At 64.2% G+C, this 21,211-nt stretch carries 19 protein-coding genes; 11 read left to right on the forward strand and 8 right to left on the reverse strand.

Translation table 11 applies throughout. The annotated features are described in order from the left end of the window. The first annotated feature begins 51 nt into the window (after positions 1-51). Positions 52-891, forward strand: a complete 840-nt coding sequence (locus QUH67_RS03110; protein ID WP_300945181.1) for a methyltransferase domain-containing protein — start codon at positions 52-54, stop codon at positions 889-891. Positions 892-1,008: 117 nt separating this feature from the next. Here QUH67_RS03110 and QUH67_RS03115 read toward each other — a convergent pair whose 3' ends face one another. The 3 genes from QUH67_RS03115 to QUH67_RS03125 form a co-directional block, all read right to left on the reverse strand. Further along, entirely contained in the window at positions 1,009-1,419 is a 411-nt protein-coding gene (locus QUH67_RS03115; RefSeq protein ID WP_300945182.1) for a (deoxy)nucleoside triphosphate pyrophosphohydrolase, read from the reverse strand. 15 nt (positions 1,420-1,434) lie between these two features. Next, the gene (gene argJ, locus QUH67_RS03120) at positions 1,435-2,676 is read right to left on the reverse strand and encodes a bifunctional glutamate N-acetyltransferase/amino-acid acetyltransferase ArgJ (RefSeq protein ID WP_300945183.1); all 1,242 of its coding nucleotides are present in this window, start codon (positions 2,674-2,676) and stop codon (positions 1,435-1,437) included. Positions 2,677-2,837: 161 nt separating this feature from the next. Further along, on the reverse strand, positions 2,838-3,749 hold the full coding sequence (locus QUH67_RS03125; RefSeq protein WP_300945184.1) for a peptidylprolyl isomerase: 912 nt from the start codon (positions 3,747-3,749) through the stop codon (positions 2,838-2,840). A 347-nt stretch (positions 3,750-4,096) separates the two neighbouring features. Here QUH67_RS03125 and secA point away from each other — a divergent pair, with 347 nt between their 5' ends. Continuing rightward, positions 4,097-6,937: a preprotein translocase subunit SecA gene (gene secA, locus QUH67_RS03130; RefSeq protein ID WP_300945185.1), complete on the forward strand. Its 2,841-nt coding sequence runs from the start codon at positions 4,097-4,099 to the stop codon at positions 6,935-6,937. 81 nt (positions 6,938-7,018) lie between these two features. On the opposite strand, the gene QUH67_RS03135 is transcribed toward secA, so the two are convergent. Continuing rightward, positions 7,019-7,462: a MarR family winged helix-turn-helix transcriptional regulator gene (locus QUH67_RS03135; RefSeq protein WP_300945186.1), complete on the reverse strand. Its 444-nt coding sequence runs from the start codon at positions 7,460-7,462 to the stop codon at positions 7,019-7,021. 178 nt (positions 7,463-7,640) lie between these two features. On the opposite strand from QUH67_RS03135, the gene QUH67_RS03140 reads away from it, so the two are divergent. The 7 genes from QUH67_RS03140 (at position 7,641) to QUH67_RS03170 (ending at position 15,133) form a co-directional block, all read left to right on the forward strand. Beyond that, positions 7,641-8,825, forward strand: a complete 1,185-nt coding sequence (locus QUH67_RS03140; protein WP_300945187.1) for a substrate-binding domain-containing protein — start codon at positions 7,641-7,643, stop codon at positions 8,823-8,825. Between the two features lie 148 nt (positions 8,826-8,973). Next, positions 8,974-10,488, forward strand: coding sequence for an amidase (locus tag QUH67_RS03145; protein WP_300945188.1), 1,515 nt, complete (start codon positions 8,974-8,976; stop codon positions 10,486-10,488). A 35-nt stretch (positions 10,489-10,523) separates the two neighbouring features. Then, positions 10,524-11,381: a branched-chain amino acid ABC transporter permease gene (locus QUH67_RS03150; protein WP_300945189.1), complete on the forward strand. Its 858-nt coding sequence runs from the start codon at positions 10,524-10,526 to the stop codon at positions 11,379-11,381. A gap of 3 nt (positions 11,382-11,384) precedes the next feature. Further along, on the forward strand, positions 11,385-12,605 hold the full coding sequence (locus QUH67_RS03155; protein ID WP_300945190.1) for a substrate-binding protein: 1,221 nt from the start codon (positions 11,385-11,387) through the stop codon (positions 12,603-12,605). 75 nt (positions 12,606-12,680) lie between these two features. After that, positions 12,681-13,718 (forward strand): branched-chain amino acid ABC transporter permease, encoded by a 1,038-nt coding sequence (locus QUH67_RS03160; RefSeq protein ID WP_300945191.1) that lies wholly within the window; start codon positions 12,681-12,683, stop codon positions 13,716-13,718. After that, the gene (locus tag QUH67_RS03165; protein ID WP_300945192.1) at positions 13,705-14,439 is read left to right on the forward strand and encodes an ABC transporter ATP-binding protein; all 735 of its coding nucleotides are present in this window, start codon (positions 13,705-13,707) and stop codon (positions 14,437-14,439) included. Before QUH67_RS03160 ends, QUH67_RS03165 begins: the two co-directional genes overlap by 14 nt. Continuing rightward, on the forward strand, positions 14,432-15,133 hold the full coding sequence (locus tag QUH67_RS03170; protein ID WP_300945193.1) for a branched-chain amino acid ABC transporter ATP-binding protein: 702 nt from the start codon (positions 14,432-14,434) through the stop codon (positions 15,131-15,133). The genes QUH67_RS03165 and QUH67_RS03170 overlap by 8 nt, the downstream gene beginning before the upstream one ends. 57 nt (positions 15,134-15,190) lie before the next feature. Here QUH67_RS03170 and QUH67_RS03175 read toward each other — a convergent pair whose 3' ends face one another. From QUH67_RS03175 to QUH67_RS03190, 4 genes are all read right to left on the reverse strand, one after another. Beyond that, positions 15,191-16,660 carry a L,D-transpeptidase family protein gene (locus QUH67_RS03175; RefSeq protein ID WP_300945194.1) on the reverse strand — a complete coding sequence of 490 codons (1,470 nt, stop codon included), beginning with the start codon at positions 16,658-16,660 and terminating at the stop codon, positions 15,191-15,193. 268 nt (positions 16,661-16,928) lie between these two features. Then, complete coding sequence (locus QUH67_RS03180; protein ID WP_300945195.1) at positions 16,929-17,891, reverse strand: acetyl-CoA carboxylase carboxyltransferase subunit alpha; 963 nt, start codon at positions 17,889-17,891, stop codon at positions 16,929-16,931. 200 nt (positions 17,892-18,091) lie between these two features. Then, positions 18,092-19,054: a site-specific tyrosine recombinase XerD gene (gene xerD, locus QUH67_RS03185; RefSeq protein ID WP_300945196.1), complete on the reverse strand. Its 963-nt coding sequence runs from the start codon at positions 19,052-19,054 to the stop codon at positions 18,092-18,094. A 68-nt stretch (positions 19,055-19,122) separates the two neighbouring features. Beyond that, positions 19,123-19,269: a histidine kinase gene (locus QUH67_RS03190; RefSeq protein ID WP_300945197.1), complete on the reverse strand. Its 147-nt coding sequence runs from the start codon at positions 19,267-19,269 to the stop codon at positions 19,123-19,125. 144 nt (positions 19,270-19,413) lie between these two features. On the opposite strand from QUH67_RS03190, the gene QUH67_RS03195 reads away from it, so the two are divergent. Both QUH67_RS03195 and aroB read left to right on the forward strand, forming a co-directional pair. Then, complete coding sequence (locus tag QUH67_RS03195) at positions 19,414-20,046, forward strand: shikimate kinase (RefSeq protein WP_300945198.1); 633 nt, start codon at positions 19,414-19,416, stop codon at positions 20,044-20,046. Beyond that, positions 20,043-21,185, forward strand: coding sequence for a 3-dehydroquinate synthase (gene aroB, locus QUH67_RS03200; protein ID WP_300945199.1), 1,143 nt, complete (start codon positions 20,043-20,045; stop codon positions 21,183-21,185). Before QUH67_RS03195 ends, aroB begins: the two co-directional genes overlap by 4 nt. Positions 21,186-21,211: the final 26 nt, after the last annotated feature.

A 21,211-nucleotide genomic window follows, 5' to 3' on the forward strand; every position in this document is an offset into this window, starting at 1 on the left:
AGCTCTCAACCTCCGGATTGCCAGCGTAGGGCGGGCAGCGTACCAACCGGCATGGCTTCGAATCCGACCGCCGCGCCCATCCTGTTCGACCGCGCCTTGTTGCGCGCGCGGATGGAACGCGCGCGGCGTGGCGGACCAGCGACCTTTTTGCTCGATCGCATCCGGGAGGATTTTGAAGATCGGCTGCAGGCGGTGATGCGGAATTTTGCCGATGTCGCCGATATCTGGACGCCGGACGGATTGCTGCGAAAGCCGCTGGCCGATCGCTTCCAGTCGCTCACGCGCATCGATCCCGATCAATCGGAAGCGCTGCCGCTGCAACCGCTATCGCTCGATCTGGCCGTCTCGGCGCTGGCGTTCCAGTTTGCGAACGATCTGCCGGGCGTGCTGGCGCAAATCCGCCGTGCGCTGCGGCCCGACGGGCTGCTGCTGGCGGCGATGATCGGCGGCGATACCTTGACCGAACTCCGGCAATCCTTTGCCGCGGCAGAAGCCGAATGCGAAAGCGGGGTGTCGCCGCGCGTCGCGCCGTTTGCGGATTTGCGCGATGTCGGCGCGCTGCTGCAGCGGGCGGGGCTGGCGCTGCCGGTCACCGACGTCGATCGCGTGGTGGTCCGCTACGACAGCGCGTTTGCGCTGATGGCCGACCTCCGGCGGATGGGCGCCACCAATATCCTGATCGAGCGGCGGCGTACGCCGACCCGCCGCGCCACCATGCTGCGGATGGCGCAGATTTACGGCGAGCGATTTGCCGATGCGGACGGTCGCATCCGCGCGACCTTCGATGTCATCTGGCTGACCGGCTGGGCGCCGCATGAAAGCCAGCAGCAGCCGTTGAAGCCGGGGTCGGCGAAGGCGAGTCTGGAGGACGCAGTGAAGCGGAAGAAGTGATGCCTGTCATTGCCGGGCTTGACCCGGCAATCCATCCGCTTCTCGAAGAGTCTTTCGAAGATGGATAGATGCGCGGGTCAAGCCCGCGCATGACGATCGTGGGCGTTGCGCGCCCCGCTACATCAGCACATCGATCAAATGCGGAATCAGCGGAATGTCCGCCGGCGGCATCGGGTAGTCGCGCAGCCTGTTGGCGCGGACCCAGGCCAGTTGCTGGCCTTCGCGCGCGACGGCAAGGCCTTCCCAGCGCCGGCAGATGTACAGCGGCATCAGCAGGTGAAACGTCTCATAGGCGTAGCTGGCAAAGGTCAGCGGCGCGAGGCACGGCTCGCTGACCTCGATGCCGATTTCCTCGCGCAGCTCGCGGATCAAGGTTTGCTCCGGACGTTCGCCGGGCTCGACCTTGCCGCCGGGAAATTCCCACAAGCCCGCGAGCGCCTTGCCTTCCGGGCGCTGGGCGATCAGCACGCGCTTGTCGGCATCGACCAGCGCACAGGCGACGACGAGGGTGAGCTTGAGGTCGGCCATGCGACGCGCTCTCGCCTATGACCGGTAGTCGCCGTTGATTGCGACATATTCCTTGGTGAGGTCGCAGGTCAGCACGCGGTCGCGGCCCTTGCCGAGGCCAAGCGTGACCTTGATCTGGATTTTCGGGTTCTTCATCACCTCGGAAACCTCGGCCTCGTCATAGGACGGGTCGCGCGCGCCGCTTTTGGCGACGCGGATGCCGTTGAACGAGATCGATAGCTTGTCGCGGTTGGCCGGTTCGCCGGCCTTGCCGACCGCCATCACCACGCGGCCCCAATTGGCGTCCTCGCCGGCGATCGCCGTCTTCACCAGCGGCGAATTCGCAATCGACATCGCGATTTTTCGCGCAGACATTTTGGTGGTCGCGCCTTCGACGACCACCTCGACCAGCTTGCGCGCGCCTTCGCCGTCGCGGGCGACCTGCTCGGCGAGGTCGGCCAGCACGGCGTGGAACGCCCTGGTAAACGCCTTCAGCCTGGGATCGCTGGCGCGGCTGATCTTCGGTGCACCGTTGGCGGCGGCCGCGCCGGTCGCGAAGGCCAGTAGCGTATCCGACGTCGATGTGTCGCTGTCGATGGTGATGGCGTTAAACGTGTCCTCGACGCCGCCCTTGAGCAGCGACTGCAGCACGGCCGACGACAGCGGCGCGTCGGTGAAGATAAAGGACAGCATGGTTGCCATGTCGGGTGCGATCATGCCGGCGCCCTTGGCCATGCCGTTGATCGTGACCTTGGCCTTGCCGAGTTTCACGGTCGCGGTCGCCACCTTCGGAAAGGTGTCGGTGGTCATGATCGCCCTGGCGGCGTCCATCCAGTGGTCGGGCGTAGCGGCGTCCGCCAGCGTCGCCAGCACGCCGTCGAACTTGGTGGCGTCGAGCGGCTCGCCGATCACGCCGGTCGAGGCGAGGAACACGTCGGAGGTCGCGCAGCCGACCGCCTTCGACGCGATCTGCGCGGTCTGCGCGGTCGATTGCTTGCCGGTCTTGCCGGTGAAGGCGTTGGCGTTGCCGGAATTGACCACCAGCGCGCGGGCCTTGCCGCCTTTCAGCCTGGCGCGGCACCATTCGACCGGCGCGGAGGGGCATTTCGACTTGGTGAAGACGCCCGCGGCCGTGGTGCCCTTGTCCATCACGGCGAGCAGTACGTCGGTGCGGTTCTTGTAGCGGATTCCGGCGGCGGCGGTGGCGAGCTTGACGCCCGCAATCGCCGGCATGTCGGGAACATCGGTCGGGGCGAGGGGGGAGACGGCAGTGGACATGGAAGCACCTGTTCGGCCAGATCAAACCATAGCCGGACCAGCCCCGGCCATCGACGTCTTCAGGGCCGGTTAGCGACCCCCGGACATGAAACGGCCGGGCGCTTCGGCCCGGCCATAACGATGGTCAATACTATTGGTCTCGCTGAAGGAACAGCGATTTTTTACTTCTTCGCCGGCGGCGCCATCTTGGAATCCGACGGCTTCGGCGCGTCGGTCTTGGCGGCTTCGGCCGGCTTGTCCATGCGCTCGACCTTGGCGGTCTCGCGCAGCTTGGCGACGTACTCGGCCTGGGCCTTGCGCGTCACATAGGTCTCGATCTGGGCCTTGACCTGCTCGAACTCGGGGGCCTTGCGGGCGCGCTTTTCCTCGACCTTGATGATGTGCCAGCCGAATTGCGACTTGACCGGGTCGGAGATCTTGCCGGGCTCGAGCGTGAAGGCGACGGCGGAGAATTCCGGCACCATCTGCTCCTTGGTGAAGAAGCCGAGATCGCCGCCATCGGAGGCGCCCGGGTCCTTGGACTTTTTCTTGGCCAGTTCGGCGAAATCGCCGCCCTTCTTCAGCTCTTCGGCGATCGCCTTGGCCTCGTCCTCGGTCTCGACCAGGATATGGCGGGCATGGACTTCCATTTCGCCGGTGATCTGCTTGGAGGCCTCCTCATAGACCTTCTTCATGGCCTCGTCGGTGGTCGCGGCCTTGCCCTCGGTGGCGAGCAGGCTGTCCATCAGGAGGCGGCTGCGGGTGAAGGCCAGACGCTTCTTGAAATCCTCGGAATTCTCGACCTTCTTGTCCTCGGCGGCCTTGGCGACGATTCTCAGGTCGATCAGGAACGCCAGCACGTTGTCCTTCTTGGTCGCCGGGTCCATCTGCGCGAGGCTGGGGCCCAGTTCCTCTTCCGCGAGCGCCACGTCGCTCTGGCGTATCTCGACACCGTTAACCTTGGCGAGAACGGGGTTGTCCTGGGCACGAACCGGCAGGCCGGCGGCCAGAATCGCGGCCAGGCAGGCCGTCGTGGCCAGGGTGGCGAGGCCGAAACGCAGTCCGGTTTTCGTTTCCGGGAACGAGGTGGTCATGCAAAATCCTTGTCTTGAAGATGGGGGCGGCAAAGGCGGCGGGACACTCGCCCAATCATACGGCATTGGCAACGCGAAAAGTCTGTCAAAATGATGAATTCCTTGACAGATGGCTGCACGTTGACAAGGTCCGAACCCAGCCATATCTGTGCCGGAACCACCAGCGGCGATAGCGCTTATTTTGCTGCGTTTTTTGCCGTTGAACCTTGGATTGCCCGATTCCCACTCATTTGGCGGATGACCCCCGGTTCGGGGCGTTCGCCTCGATGCGTCACGGTGAGTTGATAGGCAACTTGGTGGACCACGTCGCGGTTGGTAACGCAAGTAACGGCAAAGGCAGGATTGGCATGATCGGCGCGCTCGCCCGCAAGTTTTTCGGCTCCGCCAACGACCGGCGGGTGAAGGGATATCAGTCCCGCGTCAACGCCATCAATGCGCTTGAGCCCGAACTCGTCGCGCTGTCCGACGACGCGCTGAAAGCCCGCACCGCCGAATTCCGCCGGCAGCTCGCCGACGGCAAGTCACTCGACGATATCCTGGTGCCGGCCTTCGCCACCGTGCGCGAGGCCGCCAAGCGCACCCTCGGCCAGCGCCATTTCGACGTCCAGCTGATCGGCGGCATGGTGCTGCATGAGGGCGACATCGCCGAGATGAAGACCGGCGAAGGCAAGACTCTGGTGGCGACGCTGGCGGTGTATCTCAATGCGCTTGCCGGCAAGGGCGTCCACGTCGTCACCGTCAACGACTACCTCGCCCGCCGCGATTCCGGCTGGATGGGCCAGATCTATTCCTTCCTGGGCATGACCACCGGCGTCATCGTGCACGGCCTCGACGACGCCGAGCGCAAGACCGCCTATGCCTGCGACATCACCTACGGCACCAACAACGAATACGGCTTCGACTATCTGCGCGACAACATGAAGTACCGCCTGGAGGACATGGTCCAGCGCGGGCACTATTACGCGATCGTCGACGAAGTCGACTCGATCCTGATCGACGAGGCGCGTACGCCGCTGATCATCTCCGGTCCGCTCGACGACCGCTCGGACTTCTACAACACCATCGACACCTTCATGCCGAAGCTGGAGAAGAAGACCGACTACGAGGTCGACGAGAAGCAGCGCACGGTGACGCTGACCGAAGGCGGCATGGAGAAGATCGAGACGCTGCTGCGCGATGCCGGCCAGCTCAAGGGCGAGTCGCTCTACGACGTCGAGAACGTCTCGGTCGTGCACCATGTCAACCAGGCGCTGCGGGCGCACTCGCTGTTCACCCGCGACAAGGACTATATCGTCCGCGACGACGAAGTCATCATCATCGACGAGTTCACCGGCCGCATGATGCCGGGCCGGCGCTATTCGGAAGGCCTGCACCAGGCACTCGAAGCCAAGGAGCACGTTACGGTCCAGCCGGAAAACCAGACGCTGGCCTCGATCACCTTCCAGAACTATTTCCGCATGTACGAGAAGCTCGCCGGCATGACCGGTACGGCCGCGACCGAAGCCGACGAACTGTTCGACATCTACAAGCTCGAGGTCCTGGAAATCCCGACCAACGTGCAGGTCGCGCGTCTCGACGAGGACGACGAGGTCTACCGCACCCAGGGCGAGAAATACGCGGCGATCCTGGCCGAGATCGAACGGGCCAACGCGCGGATGCAGCCGGTGCTGGTCGGCACCGCCTCGATCGAGAAGTCGGAAGTGCTGGCCGAGTATCTCAGGAAGAACGGCTACAAGCAGATCGATTTCGGCGCGGAACACGGCATGGAGAAGCTCTACGCCGCGGCGCGGGCGGGCAAGCCGGCAAAACTGTTCGCGGTGCTGAACGCGCGCTTCCACGAACAGGAAGCCTACATCGTCGCCGAAGCCGGTGTGCCCGGCGCGATCACGATTGCCACCAACATGGCCGGCCGCGGTACCGACATCAAGCTCGGCGGTTCGCTGGAGATGCGGATCCAGCAGGAGACCGGCAACATCACCGACGAGGCTGAGAAGGCCAGGAAGATCGAGCAGATCAAGGCTGACATCGAGCGCTTCCGCGAGATCGTGCTGAAGGCGGAGGAAACGGTCGAGATCGAGCCCGCCAAGGGCTCCAAGCCGGCCAAGACCATTACCAAGCCAGGCGGCCTCTACATCATGGGCTCGGAGCGGCATGAATCCCGCCGCATCGACAACCAGCTTCGCGGCCGTGCCGGCCGTCAGGGCGACCCCGGCCGCTCAAAATTCTTCCTGTCGCTGGAAGACGATCTGATGCGGATCTTCGGCTCCGACCGTCTCGACAGCATGCTGCAGCGGCTCGGCCTCAAAGAGGGCGAGGCCATCATCCATCCCTGGATCAACAAGGCGCTGGAGAAGGCGCAGCAGAAGGTCGAGGCCCGAAACTTCGACATCCGCAAGAACCTGCTCAAGTTCGACAACGTCCAGAACGACCAGCGCAAGGCGATCTTCGACCAGCGCATCGACCTGATGAAGGACGACAGCGTCGCCGAGACCGTGACCGACATGCGTCATTCCTTCATCGACGACGTCGTCGCCAAGCACATTCCCGAGCATGCCTATGCCGAGCAGTGGGATACGGCTGGGCTGAAGGAAGAGTTGAAGCGCGTGCTCGACGTCGATCTGCCGGTTGACGAATGGGCCAAGGAAGAGGGCATCGCCGACGAGGAACTGCTGTCGCGGATCGAGAAGAACGTCGACGAGCGCATGGCGGCCAAGGTCGCACAGTGGGGCCCCGACGTGATGCGCTACGTCGAAAAGACCATCCTGCTGCAGACGATGGACCATCTCTGGCGCGAGCACCTGATCATGCTCGACCATTTGCGCCAGGTGATCGGCCTGCGCGGTTACGGCCAGCGCGATCCGTTGCAGGAGTACAAGCTCGAGGCCTTCAACCTGTTCGAGACGATGGGCGCGCATCTGCGCGAGGCAGTGACCGCGCAGCTGATCCGCGTCGAGATCGTGCCGCCGGAAGAGCAGCAGCCGGTGCTGCCGCCGATGGAAGCGCACAAGCTCGATCCGAACACCGGCGAAGACGAGATGGCGTTCGCCGGCGCCTCGCTGGTGCCGGATGCCACCGCCGCCGCCCGCGACCCGAAGAACCCAGCCAGCTGGGGCAAGGTCGGCCGCAACGAGGATTGCCCGTGCGGGTCGGGGAAGAAGTACAAGCACTGCCACGGCAGATATGCCTGACCGCCGGTGCCGGCTCTCGAGCCGGCGCCGCAGGCGAACACCCTGTCCGGCAGCGAGCCGGACATCAGCCAGGTGCAGGCCTCAATTCGAGCTGTCGATCAGGCTTTCCAGCAGCCGCTTGAGTTCGCTGGTCGGCTTGTCGCCGTAGCTTTCCAGGATGTGCTCCTCCTGGCTCACGGCCAGGGAATTCAGCCGCTTGCTCAGCGCCTTGCCGCGGTCGGAGACGTACATCAAGACCTTGCGGCGGTCCTTGGGGTCCTGAACGCGGTAGACCAGCGCGTCCGACACCATGCGGTCGACCATCTTGGTCAGGGTCGGATGGTTGAGGAGCACGGCGTCCGCCAGTTCCCCCATGGAATGCCCTTTGCCGTCGGACAGCACCTTGAGGATGCGCCACTGCTCGACAGGTACGCCTTCCTTGCTCAGCCGCATCTCCAGCTGCCGGTTGATCTCCCGGTTGGCTTGCGCGAGCAGATAGGCGAGATGTTCGGTGATGGGGGAGTTGTCTTTTGGCGGTTTGGCCACGGTTGAGACTTCGTCTTGATCCAAATGAGTGAATGTCCGGCAGCGAATGCCGTTTCTATATGCACTTCAATTGTTGAATATTCAATATTTTCCAATAGGATATTTCACCAACTAACAAGGGCGGATGCCGCGGCCGCCTGCTGGATGCGTTCAGGTCTGGTGCCAGACAGGAGTTGGCGTGCCTTCGACGGAAAACTTCCCGGCTGCCGGCGGGTCTGCGTTTCCGCCGTCTTTGCTGTTGAGGAATTTGGCGTCGCCGGCGGTCGATCGCGCGTTGTCACCGGATGACCGTACCTTCGGGCGGCGTGGCGCGCGCAACAAGCTTCGTGTCGGCGGCTTCATCTGTTGCACCGGCTCACCCGGGGTTTGGGGGCCGTGCGCCACCAGCAGCGCGCAGTTGGCGGTCGCCGAGATCAACAGGCGTGGCGGCGTGCTTGGGCGCGAGATCGAACTGTCGATCTACGATGCCGGCGGGCCGATCGACGAAGTCGTGGACCGTGCCGAACAGGCCATTGCTTTCGACGAAGTCGACGTGATCGTCGGGCTGCACACCAGCGCGGTGCGTGTCGCGCTGCGCGATGTTATCACCCGCAACCGGATTCCCTACATCTACACACCTGTCTACGAGGGCGGCGAGCGGACGCCGGGCGTCATCGCGATCGGCGAGACGCCGCGTTTTCAAAGCCGGCCGTCGATCCACTGGCTTGCCGAGGCCAAGAAGGCTTCGCGCTGGTACCTGATCGGCAGCGATTACGTCTGGCCGTGGCATTCGCATCGCGCGGTGAAGAGATACATCGCCGAGACCGGCGGACGGGTGGTCGGCGAAGAGTTCGTTCCCCTCGGCGAGGACAATCATGAGCCGCATCTGGCGCGCATTCGTGCCGCCAAACCCGACGTCGTGCTGATCTCGCTGATCGGCACCGACAGCATCACCTTCAACCGCGCCTTCGGTGAATGCGATCTCGGCGCCACCACGCTGCGGCTGGCCGGCGCGATGGATGAGACCGTGCTGCTCGGCATCGGCGCCGACAACAGCGAGAACCTGTTCTGTGCTTCCGGCTATTTCCCCGGCATCGCTTCGCGCGCCAATGATGACTTCCAGAGCCGATATCGCACGATGTTCGGCCCGAATGCCCCGCCGATCGGCTCACTTGGTCAATCCAGTTATGAGGGGCTCTGCCTCCTCGAAGCCGCGGCCAATCAGGCAGGCACGCTGACGGTCGGGCCGTTGCTCACGGCCGCGCGCAATCTCGTCTATCGCGGCGCCCGCGGTTCCGTCGCGATCCGCAATGGCCACGCCCGGATGCCGATGTATCTCGCCGAGGCCGACGGGCTCGACTTCAAGCTGATCAAGCCGATCTGACGACGGGCCATGTACCGCAGGTGGGTGCTTTCAAAATAATGCTTGAAAAGGAAAATATTTCCGTTTTCAATACCGCGGTGATGGCTGCGCCGGACATCAGGTCGATCGAGGTGCCGCGCAGAGGGACTCAAAGCTTCAGGAGAAGGCCGTGTCAGTCGCCCTACCAACCCCAATGCAACTTCGCGCGGTCGCCGAGCAGTGCGGCCTGTCGCTGACTGAGGAAGACGTCGCCTCGTTCCGCGGCCTGATGCAGGGCTCGATCGATGCCTACAATCTGGTGGCGGCGATGCCCGACGAGGTGCCGGAAGTGAAATATCCGCGTACGCCGGGCTACCGGCCGTCTCCCGAGGAGAATCCGCGCAACGCCTGGTACCGCAAATCGATCGTGAAGGGGGCGGCCTCCGGCAAGCTCAAGGGCAAGACCGTCGCCCTGAAGGACAACATCATGCTGGCCGGCGTGCCGATGATGAACGGGTCGGCCACGCTGGAAGGCTACGTGCCCGATTTCGACGCCACCATCGTCACGCGGATGCTCGATGCGGGCGCCGAGATTCTCGGCAAGGTGCACTGCGAATCCTTCTGCATGTCGGGCGGCAGCCACACCAACGCGGTTGGGCCTGTGCACAATCCGCACAAGATGGGCTATTCGGCCGGCGGCTCGTCCTCGGGTAGCGGCGTCGTCGTCGCGCTCGGCGAAGTCGACATGGCGATCGGCGGCGACCAGGGCGGTTCGATCCGCATGCCGTCGTCGTTCTGCGGCACCTACGGCATGAAGCCGACCTGGGGGCTGGTTCCCTACACCGGGATCATGCCGATCGAAATCTTCGTCGATCATACCGGGCCGATGACGGCCACGGTCGCGGACAACGCGCTGCTGCTGGAGGTGCTCGCCGGCGACGACGGCTACGATCCGCGCATCAAGGCGCCGAAAGTCGAGGAATACACCAAGGCGATCGGCGCCGGCGCCAAGGGCATGAAGATCGGCATCCTCAAGGAGGGTTTTGAACAGCCGAACGCGGAAACGGCCGTCAATGAAAGCGTGCGGGAGGCCGCCAAGCGGTTCAAGGATCTCGGCGCCTCCGTCGAGATGGTGTCGATCCCGATGCACCTGACCGGGCCGGCGATCTGGACGCCGATCGGCACTGAGGGCATGACGCAGACCATGATGTATGGCGACGGCTACGGCCTGAGCCGCGGCGATCTCTATTCGACGTCGCTGATGGATTTCCATCGCGGCTGGCGGCGGCAGGCCGACTCGCTGTCGGAAACCACAAAACTGTTTCTGCTGCTCGGCACCTACATCAACAACAATTTTGGCCCGCGCTACTACGGCAAGGCGCTCAACATCTCCCGCCGGCTGACCGCCGCCTATGACAAGGCGTTCAAGGACTATGATCTCTTGCTGCTGCCGACGACGCCGATGAAGGCGACGCCGCTGCCGCCGGCCAATGCAAGCCGCGAGGACTATGTGGCCCGCGCGCTGGAAATGATCTCCAACACCGCGCCGTTCGATATCACGCATCATCCGGCGATGTCGGTGCCCTGCGGCATGGTCGACGGCCTGCCCGTCGGGATGATGCTGGTCGGCCGCATGTTCGAGGAATCGACGATCTATCGCGCCGCGCATGCCTTCGAACAGATCGGCGACTGGAAAAAGATGTGAGGAGACCATCATTGCCGGTCGGCTGGACATAGGACATGGCGAGCACCTTCGTTGCGGCATTCGAGATCCTGAGTTTCGGCGCGATCATCGTCCTCGTCGTGCTGGGGCTCGGGATCATCGCCAGCATGATGGGGATCTTCAATTTCGCGCAGGGTGAGTTCGTCCTGCTCGGTGCCTACGTGACCTACCTCGCCCATAGCCGCGGGCTGCCGATCTGGGCCGGCATGGCGGCCGCGCCGTTCATTGTCGGCGGCATCGGCTTCGTGCTCGAGGCGCTGATCATCCGGCGCTTCTATGCCGCGCCGATCGTCGCAATGCTGGGCACCTATGCGCTGGGCCTGATCGTCCGCGAAAGCGTGCGCGGCCTGATCGGCGGCTTCTATCTGACCGTGCCGGAGCCGATCGGCGGATCGATCGATATCGGCACGATGCACATCTCGGCGTGGCGCTTCACGATCGTCATCATCACCGTGCTGGTGATGGGAGGCTGCTATTTGCTGCTGTCGCGAACCAGCTTCGGCCTGCGCGTGCGCGCGACGCTGGAAAATCCTGCGCTGGCGCGGGCGTCGGGAATCTCCACGCCCCTGATCTACGGCGCCACCTTTGCCTTCGGCGCCGCGCTGGCGGGGCTTGCCGGTGCGTTGATCGTGCCGGTCTTCAGCCTGTTTGCCGATCTCGGCATTCGCTTCCTGATCCAGGGCTTCGTCGCGGTGATGGTCGGCGGCATCGGGTCGTTCATCGGGCCGGTTGCCGGCGCGGGCCTGATCGGGACGCTCAGTGCCGCGCTGCCCTGGGTCATGGCGCCCGTCGTTGCCGACGTTCTCGTTTTCGTATTGGCCATCGTGTTCATCAAGTTCCGGCCGCAGGGCCTCATCGCTGGAAAAGGGGTTTAAATCATGTTCGCTGATCGTCTTGATCTGACACGCCGTCGTTTCATGAGCGGCTTTGCCTTCACGGCTGGCGCGATCGCCACCGGCGCCGGAAGCTGGGTGATCCGGCCCGACTGGGCCAACGCCGCCGAGGGCGCGATCAAGGTCGGCATCGCCACCGACCTGACCGGCCCGATCGCCTATGCCGGCAACGCCGACGCCAACGTCGCCAAGATGGTCATCAAGCAGATCAACGACGCCGGTGGCCTGCTCGGCCGGCCGATCGAACTCTATATCGAGGATACCGCCTCCAACGAATCGGTCGCCGTCGGCAACGTCCGCAAGCTGATCCAGCGCGACAAGGTCGACATGGTGCTCGGCGGCATCACCTCTTCGATGCGCAACGCGATCAAGGACCCGATCGTGGCGCGCGGCAAGACGCTGTACATCTATCCGCAGCTTTACGAAGGCAAGGAATGCACGCCCCATCTGTTCTGCACCGGGCCTACGCCGGCGCAGCAATGCGACGAGTTCATTCCCTGGTTGATCAAGAACGGCGGCAAGAAGTTCGCGTTGCCGAGCGCCAATTATGTCTGGCCGCACACGCTCAACGTCTATGCCCGCAAGGTGATCGAATCCAACGGCGGCGAGGTCGTGTTCGAGGAATACTATCCGCTCGACCAGGTGGATTTTTCGTCGACCGTCAACCGCATCATTTCCAACAAGGTCGATGTGGTCTTCAACACCGTCATCCCGCCGGGCGTCGGTCCGTTCTTCAAGCAGCTCTACGAGGCCGGTTTCCTGAAGAACGGCGGCCGGCTCGCCTGCGTCTACTATGACGAGAACACGCTCAACATCAATCAGGCCGCCGAGATCGAGGGCCTTGCGAGCTGCCTCGACTATTTCAAGGTGCTGACCAAGGAGAACCCGTTCGACGCCAAGATCCAGGCCGCGTATGAGAAGGATTTTCCTGGCAACTTCCTGTTCGCCGCCGGCAGTGCCGCGACCGGCACCTATCGCGGGCTGAAATTGTGGGAAGCCGCGGTCAAGGAAGCCGGCAAGATCGATCGCGAGGCGGTCTCCGCGGCCCTCGATCACGCCAAGATCGCTGAAGGACCGGGCGGACCGGCCGAGATGGTGCCGGGCAAGCGGCACTGCAAGATGAAGATGTATACGGCCGTCGCCAAGGGCGGAAATTACGAGATCGTCGGCCGTAGCAATGGTCTCGTCGATCCCAAGGAATGTTGAAGCAATGCTGAGTGATCGATGGGCGCAGCAAAGCAGGCCCTCCGCGTGACAGTAAGCGAAGGGTCGGACGTGTCGATGGCTGACGATGGATCGAACCGGGCATTGCCGGCGCGACAGGCGGCAGGACTGAAGGTCCTGCCGATCGTGGAAGGATTGGTGCTGATCGTGGCGCTGGTCCTGCCGCTATTCCTGAAGGACTACCTCACGGTATTTGCCACCCGTGTCGTCATTCTCGCGCTGTTTGCGCTCTCGTTCGACCTGGTGTGGGGATATGCCGGCATCATGAGCTTTGGCCAGGCCCTGTTTTTCGGCTCGGCCGGCTATGGAGTCGCATTGCTGGCGCGCGATCTCAACGTCACCTCGATCCTTTTGGTGTTGCCGGCGGGAACGCTGATCGGGCTCACCACCTCGCTGTTGCTCGGTGGATTTCTGCTGCTCGGCCGGCATCCTTCCAGCGTGATCTTCGTTGCGCTCGGCACGTTGACGGGATCCTACGCGGCCGATCGGCTGGCGCGGGGCTGGTACTATCTCGGCGGACAGAACGGCATCCCCTCGATTCCGCCGATGACGCTCGGCAGCTATGACCTGACCGAGGGGCCGGTCTATTACTACTTCGCGCTCGGCATCCTCACGATTTGCTATGTGCTGTGCCGCTTCCTGGTGCGCTCGCAGTTCGGCCTGGCGCTGGCCGGATTGCGTGAGAACGAGCCGCGCATCGCCTTCTTCGGCTACAAGACGCAACACCTCAAGGCGATCGTCTTTGCCGTCGGCGGCACTATCGCAGGGCTGGCCGGCAGCCTCTACGCATTCCACGAGGGCTTCGTCTGGCCCAACATGCTGGGTGTCGTGATCTCGACCCAGGTCGTGCTTTACGTTCTGTTCGGCGGATCGGGCACGCTGATCGGAGCGGTGATCGGCGCGGTGATCATCGAGGGCGTCAGCTTCTGGCTTTCGGACAACTACCGCGAGATCTGGCCGATCATCCTCGGCGTGCTGCTGCTGCTCGTGATCCTGTTCCGTCCGCTCGGACTGATCAGCTTCGTGCTCGGCGAGCGCGAGCGTGTCGGCAGTTTCGGGGCGAGGGCCCGGGAGAAGCGTCATGCCGCTCCTTGAAGCCGTCGGCATCGGGAAGGTTTTCGGCAAGCTCACGGCGCTCGATGGCGCGTCGCTGACCGTGGAGGAGAACGAGTTTCACGGCCTGATCGGCCCGAACGGCTCCGGGAAAAGCACGTTGATGAAGTGCGTTGCCGGCGCCGAAACGCCGACCAGCGGCAAGGTCAGCTTCGTCAACCGCGATATCACGGCGCTGTCGCCGACCGAGCGGGCGCGCGCCGGCATGAGCCTCAAATTCCAGATCACCAGCGTGCTGCCGACGCTGACGCTGTACGACAACATCCTGCTGGCGCTGCAGGCGCAGTCGTCGCTGATTGATCTCGTATTCTCGCGCACCCGCGGCGCGCTGCATGATCAGGTCATGACCATGTTGAGCCAGTTTCGCCTCGCCGATCGCGCGGATGATGCCGCCGCAGCCTTGTCGCACGGGCAGCAGCAATGGCTCGAGATCGCCATGGCGCTCGCGGGCAAGCCGCGGCTGCTGCTGCTGGACGAACCGACCGGCGGCATGAGCCTCGAGGAGCGCCGCGTCACCGGCGAATTGCTGCAGCCGATCAAGCAGCATTGCTCGCTGGTCATCGTCGAGCACGATCTGGATTTCATCCGCGATATCTGCGACCGCCTGACCGTGCTCGACCAGGGCCGTGTGCTGGCGTCCGGCACCGTCGCGGAAATCCAGGCCAACAAGAGCGTCCAGGAGATTTATCTGCGCCGTGCCTGAACCAACATTCCTCGACATAAGACATCTCGACGCCGGCTATGGCCGCAGCCAGGTCCTGTTCGATGTCAACATCGGCATCCCCTGGCGCGGCGGGGTGGCGGTTCTCGGCCGCAACGGCGCCGGCAAGACCACGTTGATGAAGACCATCGTCGGCGAACTCGCAAGTTCGAAGGGCGAACTGTTCTTCGACGGCCGCGATATCACCCGCCGCCGCACCGAGGAGCGCGTCCGCTCCGGCATCGGTTATGTCCCGCAGGAGCATTCGGTGTTTGCCCGCCTCTCGGTGCGCGACAATCTGTCGGTCGGATCGCTGTCCAATTCCGATCCGACCGCCATCGACCGGGTGCTCGCCATCTTTCCGAAACTCGGACAGCGGCTCGACCAGCCGGCCGGCACGCTGTCGGGCGGCGAGCGCAAGATGCTGGCGATCGGGCGTGCGTTGTTGGGTGATCCCAAATTGCTGTTGCTGGACGAACCGACGGAAGGCGTGTGGATCGGCGTGATCGAGGAAATCACAGAGCGGCTCATCGCGTTGGCCAAGGAGATATCGGTCGTCATCGTCGAGCAGCATCTCGATCTCGCGCTGCGCGTGGCCGACTATGCTTATGTGCTCGACCGCGGCCGGGTGGCGCTGCAGGGCGCCGCCGGCGAAGTCCGCAGCGATCCGGAATTGCTGCGATATCTCGCGCCATAGCGCGCGCAAGCGCTGGCTGCGCGGACGTTGGTTGCCGATTCGATGGAACGTCCGCGCTTATCTCACCGCGCCAAAACGGCTGTCGAACGAGTTCGGCGGCACGATCGGGGCGGAGCCGGCCACGTTCCTGTCCTTGGCGGCGGGGGTAGCGGTATCCACCGACGGCTTCAGCGGCGGGCGGGGGGCAGCGGCGGCTTGCTTGGTGTCGTGCTTCGGTGCCGCGGTCTTCGGCGCTTCCGGCTTCGGCGGCTGCTTGGCCTCCGCCTTTGGCTTCGAGGGCGGGGTGCTGGCGGTGGCGTCCGCGCCGCCGCCGAGGCCGACCTTGCGGGCGAGGTTGGAGAAAAAGCCGCCTTCTTCCTGCGCCGCCGGTGCTGCGTTGGCGACCCGGGTAGGCGCGGCGGCGGCCGGCGCTGCGGCGAGCTTCGGCTGCTCCGGTGCGCCCATCAGCAAATTCTCGGAAGGTGCCCGGTCGGCAGGCGCCCGCGGCGGGTTGACGTGCGAGGGAACGGTGCCGGGGGCCCGGGCCATCAGCGACAGCGATGAGCCGTCGCCCGGCTCCGAAAGACCGGTGCTGCCTTCGGGCACACGGGCGGCGAACACGCGATGCATGCCGCCGTCGATGCCGGTGTTGATCTTGGCGACCGGCGTGCCCTTGGCGACCAGCCGCGCGGTCTCGGCGATGTCGGTGGCCTGCTTCTCGCGCACGGCGTCGGCGACGTCGTCCGCAATCGCGTAGTCAGGGCATTTGCCTGCAGCGTCGAACACGAGCTCTTTGGTCGCGCCCGGCTTCTTGATCGGGTCGAAGACGTATTTCTTTTCGCAGAATTCGACCTTCGGCTCGTGCTTCGTCACCTCGAAATGATCATTGCCGTCCTTGATCATCCGCCAGAACGGCATGTTCGGATTGTTGCGGTGCTTGGCGAGGTTGGCCGGCGTCATTTTGAACGGATAGGCCTGCAGCTGGAACTGCTTCTGGCCGCCGAAGAAGGATTCGCGGCCCAGCGAATAGATCTCCGCAATCTGCTCGTCGGTCATCGCGTAGCAGCCGCGCGAGGAACAGTCGCCATGCACCATCAGTTGCGAGCCGGTGCGGCCCAGCGCCTTGTCGAAGGCGTTCGGGTAGCCGGTGTTGAAGGACAGGTAATAGGCCGACTGCGGGTTCATCTGCGCCGGCGAAATCGAATAGAAACCTTCCGGCGCCTGGCGGTCGCCTTCCTTCACCTTGGGTCCGAGATCGCCGGACCAGCGGCAGATCGGGTAGGTCTTCAGCAGCGCGAAGCGGCCGGAGCGGTCCTGCTTCCAGATTTCCAGTTCGGCTTCCTGCTTGAACAGGCGGACAAGGATCGGCGACTGCAGGTCCATGTCCTTCGCTGCCATGTCGGCGACCAGCTTCGGCGGCACCGGCTGGTTGGCCTTGGCGTTGTTGGCGAGCGAGATGTCGTTGCTATTGCAACTGGCCATCAGCACGCCCGCGCCCAAGAGGGCAGCCGACGTCACGAGCGCGCGAACAAACGAGCGGTTATTCAAAGGCTAAGCTCCACACCCACCGGACATTTTCGCACCCCAAACCACAGCGAATATGCCCTGAAGCCAATGCATAAAATTGTACCCTTTGACCTTTCGCGCCGCAACCGCAACGCGCCGCACGGGCCGCTTCTACGGCCGGCATGGTCAACGGGAGTTTAAAGACCGGGTCTGGGCCTAATTAGGGCCGAATCAGGTGATCCGGCGAAATAAAGCCGCTTTTTGGGAGAGGTGACGCCAAGCGAATCGGGTCGACCGGAGGCGAGGCCGATCAGCTCAGCTTGCGGCCGATATCGAGGAATTTCTGTCGCCGCTGCTGGCGGACGCCGGCCGCGTCCAGATTGCGGAATTCGTTGAAGGCCTCGGCGATGGCGTCGCCGGTGGCCGAAATCATCGCGGCGGAATCGCGGTGGGCCCCGCCGGACGGTTCCTTCAGGATCCGGTCGATCACGCCGAATCGCAGCATGTCCTGGGCGGTGATCTTCATGCCGTTGGCCACTTCCTGCGCCTTGGTGCCGTCGCGCCACAGGATCGAGGAGGCGGCCTCCGGCGAGATCACGCTGTAGATCGCGTGTTCGAACATCAGCACCTTGTTTGCGGTGGTGATGGCGATGGCGCCGCCCGACATGCCCTCGCCGGTGATGATCGCGACATTGGGCACGCCAAGCGACAAGCAGGTGTCGGTCGAGCGCGCGATCGCTTCGGCCACGCCGCGTTCCTCGGCGCCGATGCCGGGATAGGCGCCGGCGGAATCGACCAGCGACAGCACGGGAATGCCGAAACGGTCGGCCATTTCCATCAGCCGCACCGCCTTGCGATAGCCCTCGGGCCGCGCCATGCCGAAATTGTGCTTGATGCGGCCGTCGGTGGTGGCGCCCTTTTCCTGGCCCATCACGCAGATCGGCTCGCCGCGGAAGCGGCCAAAGCCGCCCACCAGCGCCTCGTCCTCGGCAAACTTGCGGTCGCCGGCCATCGGGGTGAATTCCGTCATCAGCGCGCTGACGAAATCGGTGAAATGCGGCCGCTGCGGATGGCGGGCCACCAGGGTCTTCTGCCACGGCGTGAGGTTGGCGTAGAGGTCCGACAGCGCCTGCTGCGCCTTGTCCTCGATGCGCGCGATTTCGTCGCCGATGTCGCTGCCGGTCGCCGCCAGGGCGCGCAGTTCATCGACCTTGGCCTCTAGCTCAGCGACGGGTTTTTCAAAATCGAGATAGCTGCGCATCTGATCCGGCATCGACACAATATAGGGAACAACGTGCTTTGAGGCGAAGCGGTTTCGATTCGCTTAAGGAAAGCACGCATCTTCAATGATTTAGCACGCATCTCGGTCCGGTGGCTCGGCTTGCCGAAAGCGCGCCAAACATGGCCGTGGGGCGAGAAACGGCTGTTTCGTTGGAGACGAAGCGGAAGTCAAGGCGGGTGTTGCGGAGAAGCTTATTTCTCCGCCAGCGGGTGCAGGTCGCGCACCAGGCTTTTGAGCCGCTCTTCGACCACATGGGTATAGATCTGGGTGGTCGAAATGTCGGTATGGCCGAGCAGCGTCTGCACGATGCGCAGGTCGGCGCCGTTATGCAGCAAATGGCTGGCAAAGGCGTGGCGCAGCACGTGCGGGGAAACCAGCCGTGGCGCCAACCCCGATGCCGCCGCCAGTTCCTTCAGGTCGCGAGCAAAATGCTGCCGCGTCAGATGGCCGCTCTCGCCGAAGGAGGGAAACAGCCATTTGGACGCGACGGCGTTTTTCTTGTTCGCGGGCTTGAGTCCTTCCATCGCGGCGAGATAATCGGCCATCGCCTGCCGCGATGCGTCGTTGAGCGGCACCAGCCGTTCCTTGTTGCCCTTGCCGCGCACCACGATCATGCGGGCGTCGCGCCGCGCCGCCGACAGCGGCAGCGCCACCAGTTCCGAGACGCGCAAGCCGGTGGCGTAGAGCACCTCCAGCAGGCAATACAGCCGCATCGCGCGCAAACGCGCCTGAGGCGAAGCGCTTTCGGCCTCGGTCAATTGCTTTGCCCGCGTCAGCATGCGGTCGACATCTGCGATCGACAGCACTTTGGGCAGGCCGCGGCCCCGTTTAGGGCCGGACAGGATCGCCGCCGGATCGTCGCTGCGGATGCGCTCATTCAGGAGAAATCGAAACAGATGCCGCATCGCCGACAGCCGGCGCGCCACGCTGGAAGACTTGAAGCCTCTGACATCGAGGTCGGCGAGGTAGTCGCGCAGCACATCGGTCCCGGCGCCGGCAAAGTTTTGGCCCGTGCGGCCGAGAAAGTCGGAAAAATCCGTGAGATCGCGGCGGTAGGCGTCGAGCGTGTTGACGCCCGCCCCCTGTTCAGCCGCGAGCATGTCGAGGAACAGGTCCGTCAGTCTCGCGTCTGTCGCCGTCTTGCTGGAACGCATTGCCCCCGACACCCCCGTTACGGGATGCCGCCCCCGAATCCGCCTGTCACAGAATCAGACGATAGCGGCTATTTCTTGAGGAACCTGTCTGCGGGGATAGTGACCGTCATTTCCCGGGGCTTTGGGGTGACGAAATTCGCCAGCGAAAAAATCACGCCATAGATCACCCCGGCGATGAGGCCGACGACCGTCAGAAAGCGGAACAAACTGGGCATTGGGGGGCTCAGGGCGACGAATTAACCAATGAAATCATCCAACATGTTCCCATCCCTGTGGCAAGAGTCTCTGGCGGGGGCGTCAATGGGGGTAGTATAGGTGTCGAAGCTGCGGGCAAGTCCCGCAAAACCGAAGGGTTTTCGATGTCCGAGACCGCCGCACCGGCACCGGCGAGCCCCAGCCTGGAGGCCGACATCACGTCGGCGCTGGGACGGCGTTCGGTCGTGCTGGTCGGCATGATGGGCGCCGGCAAGTCGACCATCGGCCGGCGGCTGGCGGCCCGGCTCCACCTGCCGTTTCTGGACGCCGATATCGAGATCGAGGCCGCGGCCAGGATGTCGATCCCGGAAATTTTCGAGACCCATGGCGAGCCGTATTTCCGGGACGGAGAAGCGCGGGTCATCGCGCGGCTGCTCGACGGCGGTCCGGCCGTGATTGCCACCGGCGGCGGTGCCGTGATGCGCAAGGAGACCCGCGACCGCATCCGCGACAACGCGGTATCGATCTGGCTTAAAGCGGACCTCGACGTCATCATGAAACGTGTCAGGCGACGCGCCGACCGGCCGCTGTTGCAGACCGAGGACCCGACGGGGACCGTCAGTCGCCTGCTCGAAGCCCGTGAGCCTCTCTATGCCACGGCCGATCTCACGATCGGCTCGCGCGACGTGCCGCACGAGCGCATCGTCGACGAATGTGTCGATGCCCTGCGCGCCCGCCTGTGCCCCGCCGCCCCTCCTGCCCAGCCGACAACCGACGGGATCAGCGTCACGCCATGACCGCACCACTGAAGCACTCCGCCGATATCACGGTCGACGTCGCGCTCGGCGACCGCGCCTACGATATCGTCATCGGCCGTGGTGTGCTGTCCTCGCTCGGCGCGCGCGTTGCCGCGCTGCGACCGGGCGTGCGCACCGCGATCGTCACCGACCGCACCGTAGCCAAGCACTGGCTGGAGCCGGCAGAGCGCTCGCTAGCCGAATCCGGCATTCCCACCTCGCGCGTCGTCGTCGAGGAAGGCGAGGGGTCGAAGACCTATGCCGTTCTCGAAAAGGTGTCCGAGGCGCTGATCGCTGCGAAGATCGAGCGCAACGATCTCGTCATCGCGCTGGGCGGCGGCGTGGTCGGCGATCTCGCCGGCTTCGCGGCCGCGATCCTGCGGCGTGGCGTGGATTTCGTACAGGTGCCGACCTCGCTCCTGGCGCAGGTGGATTCCTCCGTCGGCGGCAAGACCGGCATCAACTCGCCGCAGGGCAAGAACCTGCTCGGTGCGTTTCATCAGCCGGTTCTTGTGATCGCCGACACCTCCGTGCTCGACACGCTGTCGCCGCGCCAATTCCGCGCCGGCTATGCCGAGGTCGCCAAATATGGCGTGCTCGGCGACGAAGCGTTTTTCAGCTGGCTCGAGGCCAACCATGCCGACATCTTCTCAGGCGGTGCGGCGCGCGAGCACGCGATCGCCACCTCCTGCCGCGCCAAGGCTGCGATCGTTTCCCGCGACGAGCGCGAGAACGGCGAACGCGCGCTGCTCAATCTCGGGCACACGTTTGGTCATGCGCTGGAAGCCGCGACCGGCTTTTCCGATCGCCTGTTCCACGGCGAGGGCGTTTCCGTCGGCATGGTGCTGGCGGCGGAATTTTCCGCGCAACTTGGCATGATCTCCGCGGCCGATGCCGCGCGTGTCGAACGTCACCTTGCGACCGTCGGTCTGCCGACCCGTCTGCAGGACATCGCGGGCTTCGCGCAGGAAGGCTTGGCGGACGCGGACGCGCTGATGGCGCTGATGGCGCAGGACAAGAAGGTCAAGCGCGGCAAGCTGACCTTCATCCTGCTGCAGGCGATCGGCCGCGCGGTGGTCGAAAACGACGTCGAGCCGGCGCTTGTGCGCGACTTCCTGCAACAGAAGCTGTCGGGATGAGAACGGGATTGCCGGGACGCGGCGCG

It is taken from the genome of Bradyrhizobium roseum (genome assembly GCF_030413175.1).
In the GTDB taxonomy this organism is placed as follows: domain Bacteria; phylum Pseudomonadota; class Alphaproteobacteria; order Rhizobiales; family Xanthobacteraceae; genus Bradyrhizobium; species Bradyrhizobium roseum.

What these genes read in the sequence shown, in the direction of transcription:
- QUH67_RS03110 (WP_300945181.1), top strand. Translation starts at nt 52, where the DNA reads ATGGCTTCGAATCCGACCGCCGCGCCCATCCTGTTCGACCGCGCCTTG.
- QUH67_RS03115 (WP_300945182.1), bottom strand. Translation starts at nt 1,419, where the DNA reads ATGGCCGACCTCAAGCTCACCCTCGTCGTCGCCTGTGCGCTGGTCGAT.
- argJ (WP_300945183.1), bottom strand. Translation starts at nt 2,676, where the DNA reads ATGTCCACTGCCGTCTCCCCCCTCGCCCCGACCGATGTTCCCGACATG.
- QUH67_RS03125 (WP_300945184.1), bottom strand. Translation starts at nt 3,749, where the DNA reads ATGACCACCTCGTTCCCGGAAACGAAAACCGGACTGCGTTTCGGCCTC.
- secA (WP_300945185.1), top strand. Translation starts at nt 4,097, where the DNA reads ATGATCGGCGCGCTCGCCCGCAAGTTTTTCGGCTCCGCCAACGACCGG.
- QUH67_RS03150 (WP_300945189.1), top strand. Translation starts at nt 10,524, where the DNA reads ATGGCGAGCACCTTCGTTGCGGCATTCGAGATCCTGAGTTTCGGCGCG.
- QUH67_RS03155 (WP_300945190.1), top strand. Translation starts at nt 11,385, where the DNA reads ATGTTCGCTGATCGTCTTGATCTGACACGCCGTCGTTTCATGAGCGGC.
- QUH67_RS03160 (WP_300945191.1), top strand. Translation starts at nt 12,681, where the DNA reads ATGGCTGACGATGGATCGAACCGGGCATTGCCGGCGCGACAGGCGGCA.
- QUH67_RS03165 (WP_300945192.1), top strand. Translation starts at nt 13,705, where the DNA reads ATGCCGCTCCTTGAAGCCGTCGGCATCGGGAAGGTTTTCGGCAAGCTC.
- QUH67_RS03180 (WP_300945195.1), bottom strand. Translation starts at nt 17,891, where the DNA reads ATGCCGGATCAGATGCGCAGCTATCTCGATTTTGAAAAACCCGTCGCT.
- xerD (WP_300945196.1), bottom strand. Translation starts at nt 19,054, where the DNA reads ATGCGTTCCAGCAAGACGGCGACAGACGCGAGACTGACGGACCTGTTC.
- QUH67_RS03190 (WP_300945197.1), bottom strand. Translation starts at nt 19,269, where the DNA reads ATGCCCAGTTTGTTCCGCTTTCTGACGGTCGTCGGCCTCATCGCCGGG.
- QUH67_RS03195 (WP_300945198.1), top strand. Translation starts at nt 19,414, where the DNA reads ATGTCCGAGACCGCCGCACCGGCACCGGCGAGCCCCAGCCTGGAGGCC.
- aroB (WP_300945199.1), top strand. Translation starts at nt 20,043, where the DNA reads ATGACCGCACCACTGAAGCACTCCGCCGATATCACGGTCGACGTCGCG.